Genomic DNA, 17236 nt, shown 5'->3' with positions numbered 1-17236 from the left:
TCTGATGCAGTTGGAAAATGGCTGGATTGTCGGGGTGAAGCGAGTGCTCTCGCCGCACTGCGATCGGCGCCCGGATGACGAACCGCCTTCGCTGCTGGTCATCCACAATATCAGCCTGCCGCCCGGCGAGTTCGGCGGCCCCTATATCGACCAGCTGTTTACCGGCACGCTCGATCCCGCGCAGCACCCCTATTTCGCCGCGATCCATCAGCTGCGGGTGTCGGCGCACTGCCTGATCCGCCGCGACGGTGAGATCGTGCAGTACGTGCCCTTCGACCAGCGCGCCTGGCACGCGGGCGTTTCTCTGTATCAGGGGCGCGATCGGTGCAACGATTTCTCTATCGGCATCGAGCTGGAAGGCACCGATCTGTTGCCTTACACCGAGGCGCAATACCGCACGCTGCAGGCGGTCACCGCGCTGCTGGCCGAGCGTTATCCGTCGCTGGCAGCCAATATCGCCGGGCATTGCGATATCGCTCCCGGCCGCAAGACCGATCCCGGGCCGGCGTTCGATTGGGGTCGTTATCTGGCATCTCTGGAACAACGCGGCGCGCCCGTCGACGCTATGCTTGAGACAAGAAAAAGGGAGAGGAATCGCTAATGACGCTGTTTACGCTGTTGCTGGTTTTGGCCTGGGAGCGCCTGTTTAAGCTGGGAGAACACTGGCAGCTGGATCACCGTCTCGAAGTGGTGTTTCAGCGGCTGCATCGGGTTTCGCTGGCGCAGACGCTGGCGATGACCGCCGCCTGGATGGTGATCGTCTGGGGCGTTCTGTGGCTGTCTCACGGGTTGTTCTTCGGCGTGGTGACGCTGCTGCTGTGGATCGTCATCGACCTGCTGTGCGTCGGCGCCGGCATCAAGCGCATACACTACCGCGCCTACCTGAAAGCGGCGCGGCAGGGCGATACCCACGCCAGCGATCAGATGGCGGAGGAGCTGGCGTTGATCCACGGCCTGCCGGTGGACTGCAGTGAAGAGCTGCGCCTGCGCGAGCTGCAAAACGCGCTGCTGTGGATCAACTTCCGCTATTACCTGGCGCCGCTGTTCTGGTTCGTGGTCTTTGGGCCGTATGGGCCGATCGCACTGGCGGGGTATGCTTTCCTGCGCGCCTATCAAACCTGGCTGGCGCGCCACAATACGCCGCTGGAGCGTTCGCAGTCGGGTATCGATCATCTGCTGAACTGGCTGGACTGGATCCCGGTGCGTTTGGCCGGGGTGGCCTACGCGCTGTTCGGCCACGGCGAGCGTGCGCTGCCGGCCTGGTTCGCCTCGCTGGGGGATCGGCATTCGTCATCGTATCAGGTGCTGACGCGGCTGGCGCAGTTCTCGCTGGCGCGCGATCCGCATATGGATCCGGTGCAAACGCCGCGGGCGGCGGTGACGCTGGCGCGCAAGGTGACGATGATCATCGTGGTGGTGGTGGCGCTGTTGACCATTTACGGCACGCTGCTTTAAGCGGCCGCGAAAAACAAAACGGGCGCCGAGGCGCCCGTTTTTTTGGCCATTCGGCCGGGATTACAGCTTGGCGAAGCAGCGACGCGCGGCGTCGATGGTGCGCTGGATGTCTTCCTTGCTGTGCGCCACGGACATGAAGCCCGCTTCGAAGGCGGACGGCGCCAGATATACCCCTTCTTCCAGCATCAGGTGGAAGAAGCGCTTGAAGCGTTCCACGTCGCACTGCATCACGTCCTGATAGCAGGTGACCGCAGGCGCGTCGGTGAAGAACAGGCCGAACATGCCGCCGACGTTGTTGACCACCAGCGGGATATTCTCTTCCTGCGCCGCGTGCAGCAGGCCTGCGGCCAGCATTTCGGTCAGTTCGGTCAGCGTCTGGTGCACGCCGACCTGCGCCACTTCGGTGAGGCAAGCGTAACCCGCCGCCATGGCGATCGGGTTGCCGGACAGGGTGCCCGCCTGGTAAACCGGGCCGGTCGGCGCCAGTGCGTCCATCACGTCGCGGCGGCCGCCGAAGGCGCCCACCGGCATGCCGCCACCGATGATTTTGCCGAGGCAGGTCAGATCCGGCTCGACGCCGTAATAGGATTGCGCGCCGGCCAGCGCCACGCGGAAACCGGTCATCACTTCATCGATGATCAAGAGCGCGCCGTACTTGTCGCACAATGCGCGCAGGCCCGGCAGGAATTCCGGCAGCGGCGGCACGCAGTTCATGTTGCCGGCAACCGGCTCGACGATGATACAGGCGATCTCGGACGGGTACTGCTCGAAGGCGGCACGCACCGAATCCAGATCGTTATAGGTGCAGGTCAGGGTGTGCTTGGCGAAGTCGGCCGGCACGCCCGGTGAGTTCGGCTGGCCGAGGGTCAGCGCGCCGGAACCGGCTTTCACCAGCAGGCAGTCGGCGTGGCCGTGGTAGCAGCCTTCGAACTTGATGATTTTGTCGCGGTTGGTGTAGCCGCGCGCCAGGCGGATGGCGCTCATGGTGGCTTCGGTGCCCGAGTTCACCATGCGCACCATATCCATGGTCGGCACCAGCTCGGTGACCAGCTGCGCCATTTTGACTTCCATCTCGGTCGGCGCGCCGAAGCTCAGGCCGCGCTGCGCCGCTTCGATCACCGCGTCCCGGATCGCCGGGTGGTTGTGCCCCAGCACCATCGGCCCCCAGGAACCGACATAGTCGATATAGGCCTTGCCGTCGGCATCGAACAGGTAAGCCCCGTCTGCCCGCTCGATAAACAGCGGCACACCGCCCACGCCGGTGAATGCACGCACCGGCGAGTTCACCCCGCCGGGGATCAACTGTTGCGCCTGGGCGTACAGACTTTCGGATTTGCTGTGTAGGCTCATAAATCGGCTCCTGGATTCTCTTTTGAATGATTTGACCGCGCTATTCTAGAGGAGAGCGCCGCGTTATGAAACGATCACAGTCAGATACCATTAACGGCAGCGTCCGCCACCGGCTTGGGGTAGAATAACCGCCTTGCCTATTTGTATTACAAATTACCTGACGAATTATTCGCGATGACGGAATCACAATCACAGCCAGCCGGGACGTTGAGCCCGCGTCTTAGCCGCAGCGATGCGGTGCGTCAGTTTATTCGCCGCGATAAAACCCCGGTGGCGATCCTGGTGATGGCCGCACTGGTGGGGACGCTGGCCGGTTTGCTCGGCGTGGCCTTCGATAAAGCGGTGGAGTGGGTGCAGCAGCAGCGGCTGGCTTCGCTGGCACAGGTCGCCGACTCCTGGATCCTGGTGTGGCCGCTGGCGTTTATCCTGTCCGCCGCGCTGGCGGCGCTGGGTTATTACCTGGTGCGGCGCTTTGCGCCTGAGGCGGGCGGTTCGGGCATTCCGGAGATCGAAGGCGCGCTGGAGGAGCTGCGGCCGGTGCGCTGGTGGCGTGTGATCCCGGTGAAATTCATCGGCGGGATGGGCACGCTGGGCGCAGGGATGGTGCTGGGGCGCGAAGGGCCTACGGTGCAGATGGGCGGCAACGTCGGGCGTATGGTGTTGGACGTGCTGCGCATTCGCGGCGCCGAGGCGCGCCATTCGCTGCTGGCGACCGGGGCCGCCGCCGGCTTGTCCGCCGCGTTCAACGCGCCGCTGGCCGGCATCCTGTTCATCATCGAAGAGATGCGGCCGCAGTTTCGCTACAACCTGATCTCGATTAAAGCGGTGTTTATCGGCGTCATCATGTCGAGCGTGGTGTTCCAGCTGTTTAACGGCCAGGGCTCGGTGATCGCGGTCGGTAAACTGTCCTCGGCGCCCATCAATACCCTGTGGCTCTATCTGGTGCTGGGGGCGATATTTGGCGCGGTGGGCGTGGGATTCAACGCGCTGATCTTCCGCACTCAAGACATGTTTGCGCGCCTGCACGGCGGCAGAATGCGCAATATCTTGCTGATGGGCGGGCTGCTCGGCGGCGTGTGCGGCATTCTGGGGCTGATCCAGCCGGAGGCGGCGGGCGGCGGCTTTGGGCTGATCCCGATCGCCGCGGCGGGCAATTACAGCGTCGGCATGCTGATGTTTATCTTCATCACCCGCATCTTCACTACGCTGCTGTGCTTCGGTTCCGGCGCGCCGGGCGGCATCTTCGCGCCGATGCTGGCGCTGGGCACGCTGTTCGGCACCGCTTTCGGGTTGGCCGGGGCGCATCTGTTCCCGCAGTACGGCATCGAGGCGGGGACCTTCGCCATCGCCGGCATGGGCGCGCTGTTCGCCGCCACGGTGCGCGCCCCGCTGACCGGCATCGTGCTGGTGCTGGAGATGACCGACAACTACCAGCTGATTTTACCGATGATCATCACCTGCCTGGGCGCCACGATAGTTGCGCAGCTGCTGGGCGGCAAGCCGCTGTATTCGTCGATCCTGGCCCGCACGCTGCAAAAACAGGAGGCGCAGCTGGCGCGGGAAGCGGCGGAGAAAACAGGTAAGGAAAATACAACAAATGCGGTGAATACTTGAACGCAACACTCAGGTATCGGATAATCGTTAATATTAATCAGGCAGCCATAGTCGCGATCTGATGCTGAACAATGTTGGGAGTAAAGAGTATGAGTGATCAAACGGCACTGCCCCTGCAATTTACCGAGGCAGCAGCAAACAAGGTTAAATTCTTGATTGCTGACGAAGAAAACCCGAACCTGAAGTTGCGGGTTTACATTACCGGCGGCGGCTGCAGCGGATTCCAGTACGGCTTCACTTTTGACGACAAGGTCAACGATGGCGACATGACCATCGAGAAGCAGGGCGTGGCGCTGGTGGTCGATCCGATGAGCCTGCAGTACCTGGTCGGTGGTTCGGTGGACTACACCGAAGGGCTGGAAGGGTCGCGCTTCGTGGTGACCAACCCGAATGCCAAAACCACCTGCGGTTGCGGTTCGTCGTTCAGCATCTGAGTTTGCCTGTCAGAATCTCAACCCGCTCGCCTTTCGGCCGGCGGGTTTTTTTATGCCTACCATTCCACGAGGATCACTTCTGCACCGTTCTCCTGTGCCGGTGGGCTGTGGATGATGTTCGGCTGCGCCGTCGCGTGGCTGCATTCGGCCTGTGGGGCGGCGGCCTCGAGGTGCACGGCGCATTGCGGTTCAATAGTCAGGGTAACGCCGATCTGGCCGCTGACGGCATCGGCATACGCGGCGCCACTCAGCAGGGCGCCACAGCAGGCAAGCAGAATTTTTTTCATCATTGCGGGAATAGTCATCCGTAAGCCATCTCGTGATGACTTATCGGCAAAAAGTTAAAAAGTTTTAACAGCGCGGGGAGGGGGTTAATCTGCGGATAACAGAATTTTACATCGTCACTACGCTATTTTTCGGTCGAAAATAATATCATCAACCCCGTTAATAGTCTAATAAATCACCAGGTGCGGCGTTGCAAAGCGTCGCCCCGCAGGGCGACGGCTCAGCGTTCGAGAATAAAGGCGGGCAATTTGAGGTGCCAGCGGATGGCCGCCAGCCGAATGGCCAGGGTGATGATCATGCCCAGCATCATCGCCTGTTGCAGCGGCATGCTGAAGGTGTAAAACGCCGTGGCGTGCACGATGCCGCCGATGATACAGGCGGTGGCGTAAATTTCGGTGCGCAGGATCATCGGGATCTCGCGCGCCAGCACGTCGCGGATAATGCCGCCGCCGACGCCGGTGATCACTCCCATGCAGATCGCCACCAGCGGGCCGGTGCCGGCCGCGAAGGCCTTGTTGACGCCGATGCCGACGAACACCGCCAGCCCGACGGCGTCCAGCACCGGCAGCACCCACTTCGGCAGACGGCGCGGTTGGCGCACCAGCAGCAGCGTCAAGACGCAGGTGATCATCGCCACCACCAGATCGGTGGGATCCTTGACCCAGAACACCGGGCCGTTGGCCAGCGCCATGTCACGGATGGTGCCGCCGCCGACCGCGGTGACCACACCCAAGACCAGCACGCCGAAGGGATCCATGCGCAGCTTACCGGCCAGCAGCACGCCGGAGACGGCGAATACCGCCGTGCCGAGAATATCCAACCAGAACACCAGCATCAGCGGATCTCCGCCAACTGGCGGCACAGCTGCTGCGCCGCCAACGCAATGCGCGGCCCGCCGCGATTGAACCAGTCTTCGTTCAGCGCGATCACCGGCACCTGCAGCTGCGGGGCCCAGAAGGCTTTCACATTGGCGGCTTCTTTCGCGCCCCCGGTGATGACGATGGCCTGCGGCTGGCGCGCCAACACCTGCTCGCGGCTGATCTGCGGCCAGGGGGTGCGGCTGTCGGCAAAGACGTTCTGCCCGCCGCACAGCGCCAGCACCTGGCTTTGCAATGTGGCGCCGGCACTGGTGAACAGCGGCTGGGTGCCGAACTGCAGCAGCACGCGCCGCGATGGGTTAGCGGCATACTGTTGTTTGAGAGCGGCGAACTGGCGGCGCAGGCCTGCCGCCGCCTGATGCGCCTGCGCCGGGTGCGGGCTGTATTGCGCCAGCTTGTCCAGCAAACCGGCGATCCCTTCGAGGGTGTCGGCGTCCGCATAGAAGATCGGGATGCCGAACGCAGCGAGCTGATCCAGCACGCGCTGCGGATTGCCGCCGCGCCAGGCGAGGATCAGGTCCGGCTTGAGCGCCAGCACCCGCTCCAGATTGATGCCCTGCCAGGAGGCCACCTGCTCGAGCTTGGCGGCCTGCGGCGGATAATCGGAATAGGCGCTCGCCGCCACCAGCACATCGCCCATGCCGGCGGCATAGGCGAGTTCGGTCGCGTTGGGCGCCAGGCTGATCACCCGCTGAGCGGCGCCGGCCGGCATGGCCAGCCAGAGCGCCAACAGACAGAGCATCGAGGTGAAGCGCAGCCTCACATCAACCGCGCTTGGCCAGGGTTTGCAGCATGGCGTTGACCATCAGCGTCGACTGCTTGGCCGCTACCACCAGAAACTCGTCGAAGCTCATGTGCGACTCGCTGTCGGCGACGTCGGAAATGGCGCGCACCACCACGAACGGCGTACCGAACAGATGGCAGACGTGGGCGATCGCTGCGGCTTCCATTTCCACGGCGGCGACGCGCGGGAAGGTGGCGCGGATGCGCGCCAGCGGCTCGGCGCCGTTGATGAAGGCATCACCGCTGCAGATCAGGCCGCGCACCGCGTGCAGATCCAGCTGTTTGATGCAGCTTTCTGCCAGCGCGATCAGCGCGTCGTCGGCGACGAACGCCGCCGGGCAGCCGGCCATCTGGCCCGGCTCGTAGCCGAAAGCGGTGACGTCGGCATCGTGGTAACGCACTTCTTCCGACACCACGATATCGCCCACGCGCAGCGTGCTGGCCAGGCCGCCGGCGGAGCCGGTGTTGATCACCACGTCCGGGTTGCAGTGTTCCAGCAGCAGGGTAGTGCCCATGGCCGCAGAGACTTTGCCGATGCCGGATTTCAGCAGGGCCACCTCAACGCCGCCGATCTGGCCGGTGTAGATTTCGCAGCCTGCGCGCTGGATGGTTTGACGGTTTTCGATTTGATCGCGCAGCAGGGTGACTTCCTGCTCCATTGCGCCGATGATGCCTACTTTCATAAATAACACTCGCTGATTGGCCGTGAGAATTGCGGCATAGTCTATCATGGCTGTGTGTGAGAGATAATGCGTTGCATCCGCCGCCGGGAATTGTTATCACGGGGGCAGGGCGCAACGGCGGAGAAACAGATGTCCGGGATCGACTTCAAGCAAAAAATCAGCTTCCAACGGCCTTTCAGCAAACCGATCGAGGCTGAGGAAGAGTACGACATCGTGCGGCAGTTCGAGAGCGATCGCGGGCGCATCGTCAACTCGGCCGCCATTCGCCGTCTGCAGCAAAAAACCCAGGTGTTTCCACTGGAGCGCAACGCGGCGGTGCGCAGCCGCCTGACGCACTCGATGGAGGTGCAGCAGGTTGGGCGCCACATCGCCAAAGAGATCCTCAACCGTTTCAAACAGGCGGGGAGAATTGATGAGCTCGGCCTGACCCGGCTGCTCGATCCGTTTGAAAGCATCGTGGAAATGGCCTGCCTGATGCACGACATCGGCAATCCGCCGTTCGGTCACTTCGGCGAGTCGGCGATCAACGACTGGTTCGCCCAACGGCTCGATCCCGCCAGCTGCGGCAGCGAGCCGGGCAGCCACGATCGCTGCCAGGTGGCGACGCTGCGCCTGCATGAGGGGGAGAGCGATCTGAACCGGCTGCGCAGCCGGATCCGTCAGGATCTCAGCCACTTCGAGGGCAACGCCCAGGCGATCCGCATGGTGTACAGCCTGCTCAAACTCAACCTGACCTACGCGCAGGTCGGCTGCATTTTGAAATACACCCGCCCGGCCTACTGGGCGAGCGACATCCCCGCCAGCCACAGTTACCTGATGAAAAAGCCCGGCTATTATCTGGCGGAAGAGGCCTTCGTCGATCGGCTGCGGCGCGAGCTGCACATGGGCGAGTTCGATCGTTTCCCGCTGACCTATATCATGGAGGCCGCCGACGATATCTCGTACTGCGTGGCCGATCTGGAAGACGCGGTGGAGAAGAGCATTTTCACCGTCGAGCAGCTGTATCAGCACCTGATTCAGGAGTGGGGCGAGGTGGTGCCGGGCGATCTGTTCGACAAGACCGTCGCCAGCGCGTTTCGCAAGATCGATCGCGGCGGCGCGCGGCGCAGCGCGGAAGATCAGTTCTTCATGTATCTGCGGGTGTTTACCGTGGCGCGGCTGGTGCCGCACGCGGCGCAGCGCTTTATCGACAATCTGGACGCGGTTTATCAGGGCAGTTTCAATCAGGCGCTGCTGGAGGACTCCAGCCCGGCGTACCGGCTGCTGAAAATATTTAAAAATGTGGCGTTCAAGCACGTGTTCAACCACCCGGAGGTCGAGCAGCTCGAGCTGCAAGGCTACCGGGTGATCAGCGGCCTGCTGGATATTTACAGCCCGCTGCTGGCGATGCCGCTGGCGGACTTCAGCCAGCTGGTGCGCGAGGACAGCCATCGCGCTTATCCGATAGAAACGCGGCTGTTCCACAAGCTGTCCACCAAGCATCGGCTGGCGTATGCGGAGGCGGTAGAAGGGCTGCAGCATTTATCGCCGGAGCAGCAAGCCATTCGGGAATATTATTTCCGCGCGCGTTTATTGCAGGACTATATCAGCGGAATGACCGACCTTTATGCCTATGATGAATATCGTCGATTAATGGCGGCGGAATAATTAAGCTGGGGAATATTATCAGCAATTCCAACCGGTTGGCTGTATCGAGTTTTGTAAAGATGGACAATATTTGTTTACTATTGCCAATCCTCTGTGCCGGAACTTCAGGCTATTAATTCACTCTGAATAAGCACGCAAGACAGCCATTCTTTCTTGAACGACTTTATAAGAGACACACAGATGAAAAAAACCGCATTAGTTCTGAGCGCACTGGCATTCAGCATCGGTATGGCGATCGGCCCGGTTACGGCCAGCGCCGCTGAAACCGCCTCTTCCAGTACCCAACAGCTGCCGAGCCTGGCGCCGATGCTGGAAAAGGTGATGCCTTCCGTGGTGAGCATTAACGTTGAGGGTAGCACCACCGTCAATACGCCGCGCATGCCGCAGCAGTTCCAACAATTCTTCGGCGAAGATTCGCCGTTCTGCCAGGACGGATCGCCGTTCCAGGGCTCGCCGATGTGCCAGGGTGGCGAACAGCCTGGGCAGGATGGCCAGCCACAGGGCACGCAGCAGAAATTCCAGGCGCTGGGCGCCGGGGTGATCATCGATGCCGCCAAGGGCTACGTGGTGACCAATAACCACGTGGTGGACAACGCCAACAAGATCCAGGTACAGCTGAGCGACGGCCGCCGTTTCGACGCCAAGGTGATCGGCAAGGATCCGCGTTCCGATATCGCGCTGATCCAGCTGAAAGACTTCAAAAATCTGACGGCGATCAAGATGGCGGACTCCGATCAGCTGCGCGTCGGCGATTACACCGTGGCGATCGGCAACCCGTACGGGCTGGGTGAAACCGCCACTTCGGGCATCGTATCCGCCTTGGGCCGCAGCGGCCTGAACATCGAAAACTACGAAAACTTTATTCAGACCGATGCGGCGATCAACCGCGGTAACTCCGGCGGCGCGCTGGTTAACCTGAACGGCGAGCTGATCGGCATCAACACCGCGATCCTGGCGCCGGACGGCGGCAACATCGGTATCGGCTTCGCCATTCCGAGCAACATGGTGAAAAACCTGACGGCGCAAATGGTCGAATATGGCCAGGTGAAACGCGGCGAGCTGGGCATCATGGGCACCGAGCTGAATTCCGAGCTGGCCAAGGCGATGAAGGTCGACGCACAGCGCGGGGCCTTCGTCAGCCAGGTGATGCCGAAGTCGTCCGCCGCGAAGGCGGGCATCAAGGCCGGCGACGTGATCGTCACCATGAACGGCAAGGCCATCTCCAGCTTCGCCTCGTTCCGGGCGGAGATCGGCACGCTGCCGGTCGGCAGCAAGATGTCGCTGGGCATTATCCGCGACGGCAAACCGGTGACGATTGACGTCACGCTGGAGCAAAGTGCGCAGACCCAGGTGGCCTCGGGCAATATCTACACCGGCATCGAAGGCGCCGAGCTGAGCAACACCCAGGTCGGCAACGTGAAGGGCGTCAAGGTCGACAGCGTGAAAGCCGGCAGCGCTGCGGCGCGCATCGGCCTGAAAAAGGGCGACGTGATCCTGGGCGTGAACCAGCAGCCGATCCAGAACCTGGGCGAGCTGCGTAAAATCCTCGACAGCAAGCCGTCGGTGCTGGCGTTGAATATTCAGCGCGGCGAGAGCCAGCTGTACCTGCTGGCGCAGTGACAGGCGTCAGGCGTTAAAAACAAAGGCACGCTGCGGCGTGCCTTTTTGCGTAATGGCCTGAGGGGTCAGGCGGGTTGCGTCAGATGTGCGCGCGCCGCGTGGATCACCAGTTCAATCTCATCCAACAGCTCCAGCCACTCCGGCTCCAGCTCCTCGTTGGTGACGCCCTGGCGCAGCTGCCGTTCGAGATAGAAACACAGCTGCTTGAGGCGCGGCACGCCGCTGTAGCTGCAGCTGCCGTGCAGCTTATGGACCAGATCGAGAATTTCGTCGTCATGCTGCCCGTCAAGCAGCGCCTGCACCCGTTCGCGCACCTGCGGCAGGAAATCGAGCAGCATTTGCAGCAGATCGCGCGCCAGATCCGGTTTGTTGGCGGCCTGGCGCAGCGCCAGCGGCCAGTCGAGCGACAGCGGTGCGTCGTCGGCGACGGCGCTTTCCACCTCCCCGCTGTGGTAGCGCGACAGCACGCGGGTCAGCATTTTCTCGTCGATCGGCTTGGCCAGGTAGTCGTCCATCCCGGCCTGCAGCAGGTGCTCGCGCTCGCCGCTGGCCGCATGGGCGGTAACGGCGACGATCGGCGTGGAATTGTGGTGCGGCAGCTGGCGGATCAGCTCGCTGGCGTGAATGCCGTCCATCTTCGGCATCTGAATGTCCATCAGGATCAGATCCAGCACGTTGTCGCGCGCCAGCGCCAGCGCTTCCTCTCCGCTCTCGCACAGCAGGGTTTTTTCTACCTGTTCTCCCAGCAGCGTGCCGATCAGCTTCAGGTTGGCCGGGTTGTCGTCGACCGCCATCACCGTCAGCGGCAGGCGTTTACGCGCCGGTTGCGCGGCGAGGCGCGTCGGCGTCTCCATCCGGAGCAGCGGGAACAGACGGGTGCTGGTGATCGGCTTGATCAGACAGCCAAGGGCACCTTGTTGCTTAAGCAGCTCGGCGTCGATCTGCGCCTGGCACGGCAACGCCAGAATCACCCGATCGGCCAGTTTCAGCGAGGCCAGCAGTTTGTCCTCGTGCTGCGCCATGTTGTCGCGGAACGGGATGGGCACGCCGGCCAGCAGGAAGTCATAGTGGCCTGGCGGCAACTGGCCCAGCGTCGGCGAGTGGGTGATCACCAGCTGCGTGACGCTGAGCATGTTGAGCGTCGCCTGCGCCGCCGTTGGGTTGGATTCGACGTAGGCCAGCGTTTTGCCGTTCAGGTCCGGCAGGCTCGGCGCCAGCGACAGCATGCCCTCGTTCAGATCGAGCGTGATGTGGAACCAGAAGGTCGAACCGCGGTTCAACTGGCTGTGGAAGCAGATATCGCCCCCCATCTCTTTCACCAGTTTTTGCGTGATCACCAGCCCCAGCCCGGTGCCGCCGTGGCGGCGGGAGATGCTGGCGTCCGCCTGGCGGAACGCCTGAAACAGCTGCGACTGCTGGCGTTCGGAGATGCCGATGCCGGTGTCATGGATCTGTACTTCCACTTCCACCCGGCGCTCCAGCTGTTTGCGCAGCTCGACGCGAATGTCGATATTGCCGGTTTCGGTGAACTTGATGGCATTGCCCAGCAGGTTGGTGATGATTTGCTGCAGGCGCAGCGAATCGCCGATCACCTGTTCCGGCACGTCGTTGTGCACATCCAACGTCAGCTCCAGCCCCTTGTCGTGGGCGCTGGGCGCCAGCAGCACCACCACCTCGTCCAGCGTTTCACGCAGGGCAAAAGGAATATGCTCCAGCACCAGCTTGCCGGCCTCGAGCTTCGAAAAGTCCAGCACGTCGTTGATGATGGTCAGCAGGTTGTTGGCCGAGCGTTCGATGGTCTGCAAATAGTCGGTCTGGGTCGCGCTCAGATCGGTTTTCAGCATCTGGCGAGTGAAGCCGATCACGCCGTTGAGCGGGGTGCGCAGCTCGTGCGACATGTTGGCCAGGAATTCGGACTTGATGCGCGCCGCCTCCTGCGCGCGTTTTTTCGCCAGATCCAGCTCGACGTTCTGGATTTCCATCTGCTCCAGCGTTTCGCGCAGATCGGAGGTGGCCTGATCGATGTTCTGTTGCATCTCTTCGTGATAGGCGGTGAGCGACATCGCCATCGAGTTGATGCCGTTCTTCAGCATGTGCAGCTCGCCGAGCATGTAGCCTTCTACGCGGCTGTCGAGCTGGCCGCGGCGAATGCGATCGACGGTGTTCACCATGTTGCGGATCGGGCCGGTCACGTCGCGCATCAACCGGTAAGCGAACAGGATGGCGATGCACATGCACAGCAACAGCAGCAGGGTGGAGACGAAGACCTCTTTATATTGCTGCAGCCGCACCGACTGCAGATCCAGCTCGATCGCCACATAACCCAGGTTGTTGTCGGGGTGGCTGCCGCCGTCGGCGCTCTCATCCGGATACTGGCTTTCCGACAGGATCGGCGTGCGCAGGATCAGCGAATCGCCGCGTCGGGTGAGCATCAAGTCGGTGGGCAAAGGCACGCCTTTCGGCAGCTGCAGCTGGGCGAAGTTGTGGTGGTAATTGGAGGTGACGAACAAATTGTTCTGCGCATCGAACACGGTGATCGAACGCACGATGTCCGAATGGCGGCGGTGCAACAGGCTGACCAACTGCCTGACCGATTCGCGGCTGCGGAACGTCATGCCGTACTCGCTGGCCACCGCCAGCGGTTCGATGATGCTGGCGCCAGCGTCGACCAATTGCTCCTGCAGCTCGTTATAACGGTGCACCACGAAGAAGGTGCTGAGCAGCAAACCAATCAGCAAGGTCGGGGCCAGAATCAGGATCATCATGCGCGCACGCAGGCTGTATTTGGTCATGGGATTCCAATGTGGGAGAATTGACGGCTGACACTAGCTTAATGAACCAGCACACAATCGACAAATATGGCGCAATTCTACTCTCCCAAACGCCGCGTGACGACCCGGCAGAGTGCACAAATCTTCACCGTAACGGTGAGCGATCTCGATCCTTTCGGCCAGGGCGTGGCGCGCCACGACGGCAAAGCGGTGTTCGTGCCGGGCGTATTGCCGGGCGAGCAGGCGGAAATCCAGCTGACCGAAGACAAGCGCCAGTTCGCCAAAGGCAAGCTTAAGCGCTTGCTGAGCCGCAGCCCGCAGCGGGTGGCGCCGCGCTGCCCGCATTTTGGCGTGTGTGGCGGCTGCCAGCAGCAGCATGCGGATGAGGCGTTGCAACAGCAGAGCAAGGCGGCGGCGCTGGTGCGCATGATCGCTCGCGAAACCGGGGTGGCTCCGCAACAGGAGCCGGTGATCGCCGGCCCGGAATACGGCTATCGCCGCCGCGCCCGCCTGAGCCTGGCATGGCAGCCCAAGCCGCAGCGCCTGGTGATGGGCTTTCGACAGGCGGCATCCAGCGAACTGGTGGCGGTGGAGCACTGCCCGGTGCTGCGGCCGGAACTGGAGCAACTGCTGGCGCCGGTGCGCGCCTGCCTGAACGGGCTGCAGGCGGTGCGGCGGCTGGGGCATGCGGAACTGGTGCTGGCGGACAACGGCCCGCTGCTAGTGCTGCGCCATCTCGACGCGCTGAAAGAGGCGGATCGCCAGGCGCTGTTGGCGTTTGGCGAGCGGGAAAACGTCGCCGTTTATCTGGCGCCGGACAGCGATCGCGTGGAGAAACTGTGCGGTGAAGCGCCGTATTATCAGGTTGACGGGCTACGCTTAGACTTCAGCCCGCGCGACTTTATTCAGGTCAATGATGCCGTAAACCAACAAATGGTGGCGCAGGCCCTTGAATGGCTCGATATTCAACCCAATGATCGGGTGCTGGACCTGTTCTGCGGCATGGGCAATTTCACGCTGCCGCTGGCGCGCCGCGCCGCTGCGGTGGTGGGCATCGAAGGTGTTGCCACGCTGGTAGCGAATGGGCAATATAATGCACATAAGAATAAGCTGAATAATGCCTCGTTCTTCCACGAGAATCTGGAGGACGACGTTGAGCGGCAACCTTGGGCAGCACAAGGGTTTGATAAGGTGATGCTGGATCCCGCCCGTGCCGGTGCGGCCGGGGTGATGTCACATATTGTAAAACTGGCGCCGGCGCGAGTGGTTTATGTTTCCTGTAACCCCACCACGCTGGCTCGCGACAGCAAAGTGCTGTTGAGCGCCGGTTATCGTCTTGCGCGCGTGCGGATGTTGGATATGTTTCCGCACACGGGGCATCTTGAATCAATGGCGCTGTTTATCAACGAGCGCGCGCCAGAGGTCGCTGCAAAGTAGGGAGAAGTTATGGTTGCGGTAAGAAGTGCACATCTGAATACGGCGGGTGAGTTCGCTCTCGATGAGTGGATCGCCAGCTTGGGGCTACCTAACCCGCAGTCATGTGAGCGATTGGCCGCAACCTGGCGTTATTGTGAGCAGCAGACCCAAAACCATCCCGACGCCTCGCTGCTGCTGTGGCGCGGCCTGGAGATGGTGGAGATCCTCTCGACGCTGAGCATGGACAACGACAGCATGCGCGCCGCGCTGCTGTTCCCGCTGGTGGATGCCGGCATCGTGCAGGAAGAGACCCTGACCGAAGCGTTCGGCAAGGGCATCGTCGCGCTGGTGCACGGCGTGCGCGATATGGACGCCATTCGCCAACTGAAAGCCACCCAAAACGACTCGATGGCCTCCGAACAGGTCGACAACGTGCGCCGCATGCTGTTGGCGATGGTGGAGGATTTCCGCTGCGTGGTCATCAAGCTGGCGGAACGCATCGCCCACCTGCGCGAGGTGAAAGACGCGCCGGAAGACGAACGCGTGCTGGCGGCGAAAGAGTGTTCCAACATCTACGCCCCGCTGGCTAACCGGCTCGGCATCGGCCAGCTGAAGTGGGAGCTGGAAGATTTCTGCTTCCGCTACCTGCATCCGGAAGAATACAAGCGCATCGCCAAGTTGTTGCACGAGCGCCGCATCGATCGCGAGCAGTTCATCGACGATTTCGTCGCCGGGCTGCGCGCCGAGATGGCCAGCGAAGGCATTCGGGTGGAGATCTACGGCCGGCCGAAACACATCTACAGCATCTGGCGCAAGATGCAGAAAAAGCACCTGGCGTTCGACGAACTGTTCGACGTGCGCGCGGTGCGCATCGTGGCGGAGCGCCTGCAGGATTGCTATGCGGCGCTGGGCATCGTGCATACCCACTTCCGCCATCTGCCGGACGAGTTCGACGACTACGTCGCCAACCCGAAACCCAACGGTTACCAGTCGATCCACACCGTGGTGCTGGGGCCGCGCGGTAAAACCGTCGAAATTCAGATCCGCACGCGGCAAATGCATGAAGACGCCGAGCTGGGCGTGGCCGCGCACTGGAAGTACAAAGAGGGCGCGGGGGTCACCGTGCGCTCCGGCTACGAAGAACGCATCGCCTGGCTGCGCAAGCTGATTGCCTGGCAGGAAGAGATGGCGGACTCCGGCGAAATGCTCGACGAAGTGCGCAGCCAGGTGTTCGACGATCGGGTGTATGTATTTACCCCGAAAGGCGACGTGGTGGATCTGCCGGCCGGCTCCACGCCGCTTGACTTCGCCTACCACATTCACAGCGATGTCGGCCACCGCTGTATCGGCGCCAAGATCGGCGGCCGCATCGTGCCGTTTACCTATCAGCTGAAGATGGGCGATCAGATTGAGATCATCACCCAGAAGCAGCCGAACCCGAGCCGCGACTGGCTGAACCCCAACCTGGGCTATGTCACCACCAGCCGCGGGCGCTCGAAGATCCACAACTGGTTCCGCAAGCAGGATCGCGACAAGAACATTCTCGCCGGCCGCCAGATGTTGGACAACGAACTGGAACACCTCGGCATCAGCCTGAAAGAGGCCGAGAAGCTGTTGATCCCGCGCTATAACATGAACTCGCTGGACGAGGTGTTGGCGGCGATCGGCGGTGGGGACATTCGCCTGAACCAGATGGTGAATTACCTGCAGGGCAAGTTCAACAAGCCGAGCGCCGAAGAGCAGGATCGTGAGGCGCTGCGCCAGCTGGTGCAGCAAAAATCGCCGCCGCCGGCCCGCAGCAAGGATAACGGCCGGGTGGTAGTAGAAGGCGTGGGCAACCTGATGCACCACATCGCCCGCTGCTGCCAGCCGATCCCGGGCGACGATATCGTCGGCTTTATCACCCAGGGGCGCGGTATTTCGATCCACCGTGCGGACTGCGATCAGCTGGTCGATCTGCAATCGCACGCGCCGGAGCGCATCGTCGACGCGGTATGGGGCGAAAGCTACTCCAGTGGTTATTCGCTGGTGGTTCGCGTGATGGCCAACGACCGCAGCGGGCTGCTGCGCGACATCACCACCATTCTGGCCAACGAAAAGGTCAACGTGCTGGGGGTTGCCAGCCGCAGCGACACCAAAAAGCAGCTGGCTACCATCGATATGGATATCGAGATCTACAACCAGCAGGTGCTGAGCCGGGTGCTGGCGAAGCTGAATCAGCTGCCGGACGTGATAGACGCCAAGCGTTTGCACGGCAACTAAGCCCACATCGCCATTCGGGCCGTATCGAGAGCGGATGC

General features: G+C 62.0%; 14 protein-coding genes. 8 read left to right on the top strand and 6 right to left on the bottom strand.

Annotation, left to right across the window (positions count from 1 at the left end; translation table 11 throughout):
* Positions 1-4 precede the first annotated feature (4 nt).
* The gene (gene ampD / locus M6G53_RS10800) at positions 5-601 is read left to right on the top strand and encodes a 1,6-anhydro-N-acetylmuramyl-L-alanine amidase AmpD (protein WP_253331205.1); all 597 of its coding nucleotides are present in this window, start codon (positions 5-7) and stop codon (positions 599-601) included.
* Positions 601-1455 carry a beta-lactamase regulator AmpE gene (gene ampE / locus M6G53_RS10795; protein WP_253331203.1) on the top strand — a complete coding sequence of 285 codons (855 nt, stop codon included), beginning with the start codon at positions 601-603 and terminating at the stop codon, positions 1453-1455. The genes ampD and ampE overlap by 1 nt, the downstream gene beginning before the upstream one ends.
* 60 nt (positions 1456-1515) lie before the next feature.
* Here ampE and hemL read toward each other — a convergent pair whose 3' ends face one another.
* Complete coding sequence (gene hemL, locus M6G53_RS10790; protein ID WP_253331201.1) at positions 1516-2805, bottom strand: glutamate-1-semialdehyde 2,1-aminomutase; 1290 nt, start codon at positions 2803-2805, stop codon at positions 1516-1518.
* A 174-nt stretch (positions 2806-2979) separates the two neighbouring features.
* Here hemL and clcA point away from each other — a divergent pair, with 174 nt between their 5' ends.
* Together clcA and erpA are read left to right on the top strand one after the other, a co-directional pair.
* Positions 2980-4419, top strand: a complete 1440-nt coding sequence (gene clcA, locus M6G53_RS10785) for a H(+)/Cl(-) exchange transporter ClcA (protein WP_253331199.1) — start codon at positions 2980-2982, stop codon at positions 4417-4419.
* 89 nt (positions 4420-4508) lie between these two features.
* Entirely contained in the window at positions 4509-4853 is a 345-nt protein-coding gene (erpA, locus tag M6G53_RS10780) for an iron-sulfur cluster insertion protein ErpA (RefSeq protein ID WP_004932708.1), read from the top strand.
* Positions 4854-4909: 56 nt separating this feature from the next.
* Here erpA and M6G53_RS10775 read toward each other — a convergent pair whose 3' ends face one another.
* From M6G53_RS10775 to mtnN, 4 genes are all read right to left on the bottom strand, one after another.
* Complete coding sequence (locus M6G53_RS10775; RefSeq protein ID WP_253331198.1) at positions 4910-5158, bottom strand: hypothetical protein; 249 nt, start codon at positions 5156-5158, stop codon at positions 4910-4912.
* 200 nt (positions 5159-5358) lie between these two features.
* Positions 5359-5973 carry a TRIC cation channel family protein gene (locus M6G53_RS10770; RefSeq protein WP_253331196.1) on the bottom strand — a complete coding sequence of 205 codons (615 nt, stop codon included), beginning with the start codon at positions 5971-5973 and terminating at the stop codon, positions 5359-5361.
* A complete protein-coding gene (gene btuF / locus M6G53_RS10765; protein ID WP_253331320.1) occupies positions 5973-6758 on the bottom strand; it encodes a vitamin B12 ABC transporter substrate-binding protein BtuF in 786 nt (261 codons plus the stop codon). Before btuF ends, M6G53_RS10770 begins: the two co-directional genes overlap by 1 nt.
* A gap of 22 nt (positions 6759-6780) precedes the next feature.
* Positions 6781-7482, bottom strand: a complete 702-nt coding sequence (gene mtnN / locus M6G53_RS10760; RefSeq protein WP_253331194.1) for a 5'-methylthioadenosine/S-adenosylhomocysteine nucleosidase — start codon at positions 7480-7482, stop codon at positions 6781-6783.
* Positions 7483-7611: 129 nt separating this feature from the next.
* Between mtnN and dgt the strand changes: the two genes are divergently transcribed.
* Positions 7612-9129 (top strand): dGTPase, encoded by a 1518-nt coding sequence (gene dgt, locus M6G53_RS10755; protein WP_253331192.1) that lies wholly within the window; start codon positions 7612-7614, stop codon positions 9127-9129.
* Between the two features lie 180 nt (positions 9130-9309).
* Positions 9310-10749 carry a serine endoprotease DegP gene (gene degP, locus M6G53_RS10750; RefSeq protein ID WP_253331190.1) on the top strand — a complete coding sequence of 480 codons (1440 nt, stop codon included), beginning with the start codon at positions 9310-9312 and terminating at the stop codon, positions 10747-10749.
* Between the two features lie 65 nt (positions 10750-10814).
* On the opposite strand, the gene barA is transcribed toward degP, so the two are convergent.
* Positions 10815-13541 (bottom strand): two-component sensor histidine kinase BarA, encoded by a 2727-nt coding sequence (gene barA, locus M6G53_RS10745; RefSeq protein ID WP_253331187.1) that lies wholly within the window; start codon positions 13539-13541, stop codon positions 10815-10817.
* A 66-nt stretch (positions 13542-13607) separates the two neighbouring features.
* Between barA and rlmD the strand changes: the two genes are divergently transcribed.
* Complete coding sequence (gene rlmD, locus M6G53_RS10740; RefSeq protein WP_253331185.1) at positions 13608-14957, top strand: 23S rRNA (uracil(1939)-C(5))-methyltransferase RlmD; 1350 nt, start codon at positions 13608-13610, stop codon at positions 14955-14957.
* Between the two features lie 9 nt (positions 14958-14966).
* Positions 14967-17198 (top strand): GTP diphosphokinase, encoded by a 2232-nt coding sequence (gene relA, locus M6G53_RS10735; RefSeq protein WP_253331182.1) that lies wholly within the window; start codon positions 14967-14969, stop codon positions 17196-17198.
* The last annotated feature ends 38 nt before the right edge of the window (positions 17199-17236 follow it).

This window comes from Serratia nevei (assembly GCF_024160145.1).
GTDB classification, from domain to species: Bacteria; Pseudomonadota; Gammaproteobacteria; order Enterobacterales; family Enterobacteriaceae; genus Serratia; species Serratia nevei_A.
Note: the sequence above shows the minus strand (reverse complement) of the source record. Positions and strands in the feature narration are given on the sequence as shown.

Bases quoted from the DNA above. Each gene is read 5' to 3' on its own strand.
- ampD (WP_253331205.1), top strand. From the start codon at position 5: ATGCAGTTGGAAAATGGCTGGATTGTCGGGGTGAAGCGAGTGCTCTCG.
- ampE (WP_253331203.1), top strand. From the start codon at position 601: ATGACGCTGTTTACGCTGTTGCTGGTTTTGGCCTGGGAGCGCCTGTTT.
- hemL (WP_253331201.1), bottom strand. From the start codon at position 2,805: ATGAGCCTACACAGCAAATCCGAAAGTCTGTACGCCCAGGCGCAACAG.
- clcA (WP_253331199.1), top strand. From the start codon at position 2,980: ATGACGGAATCACAATCACAGCCAGCCGGGACGTTGAGCCCGCGTCTT.
- erpA (WP_004932708.1), top strand. From the start codon at position 4,509: ATGAGTGATCAAACGGCACTGCCCCTGCAATTTACCGAGGCAGCAGCA.
- M6G53_RS10775 (WP_253331198.1), bottom strand. From the start codon at position 5,158: ATGACTATTCCCGCAATGATGAAAAAAATTCTGCTTGCCTGCTGTGGC.
- M6G53_RS10770 (WP_253331196.1), bottom strand. From the start codon at position 5,973: ATGCTGGTGTTCTGGTTGGATATTCTCGGCACGGCGGTATTCGCCGTC.
- btuF (WP_253331320.1), bottom strand. From the start codon at position 6,758: ATGCTCTGTCTGTTGGCGCTCTGGCTGGCCATGCCGGCCGGCGCCGCT.
- mtnN (WP_253331194.1), bottom strand. From the start codon at position 7,482: ATGAAAGTAGGCATCATCGGCGCAATGGAGCAGGAAGTCACCCTGCTG.
- dgt (WP_253331192.1), top strand. From the start codon at position 7,612: ATGTCCGGGATCGACTTCAAGCAAAAAATCAGCTTCCAACGGCCTTTC.
- degP (WP_253331190.1), top strand. From the start codon at position 9,310: ATGAAAAAAACCGCATTAGTTCTGAGCGCACTGGCATTCAGCATCGGT.
- barA (WP_253331187.1), bottom strand. From the start codon at position 13,541: ATGACCAAATACAGCCTGCGTGCGCGCATGATGATCCTGATTCTGGCC.
- rlmD (WP_253331185.1), top strand. From the start codon at position 13,608: ATGGCGCAATTCTACTCTCCCAAACGCCGCGTGACGACCCGGCAGAGT.
- relA (WP_253331182.1), top strand. From the start codon at position 14,967: ATGGTTGCGGTAAGAAGTGCACATCTGAATACGGCGGGTGAGTTCGCT.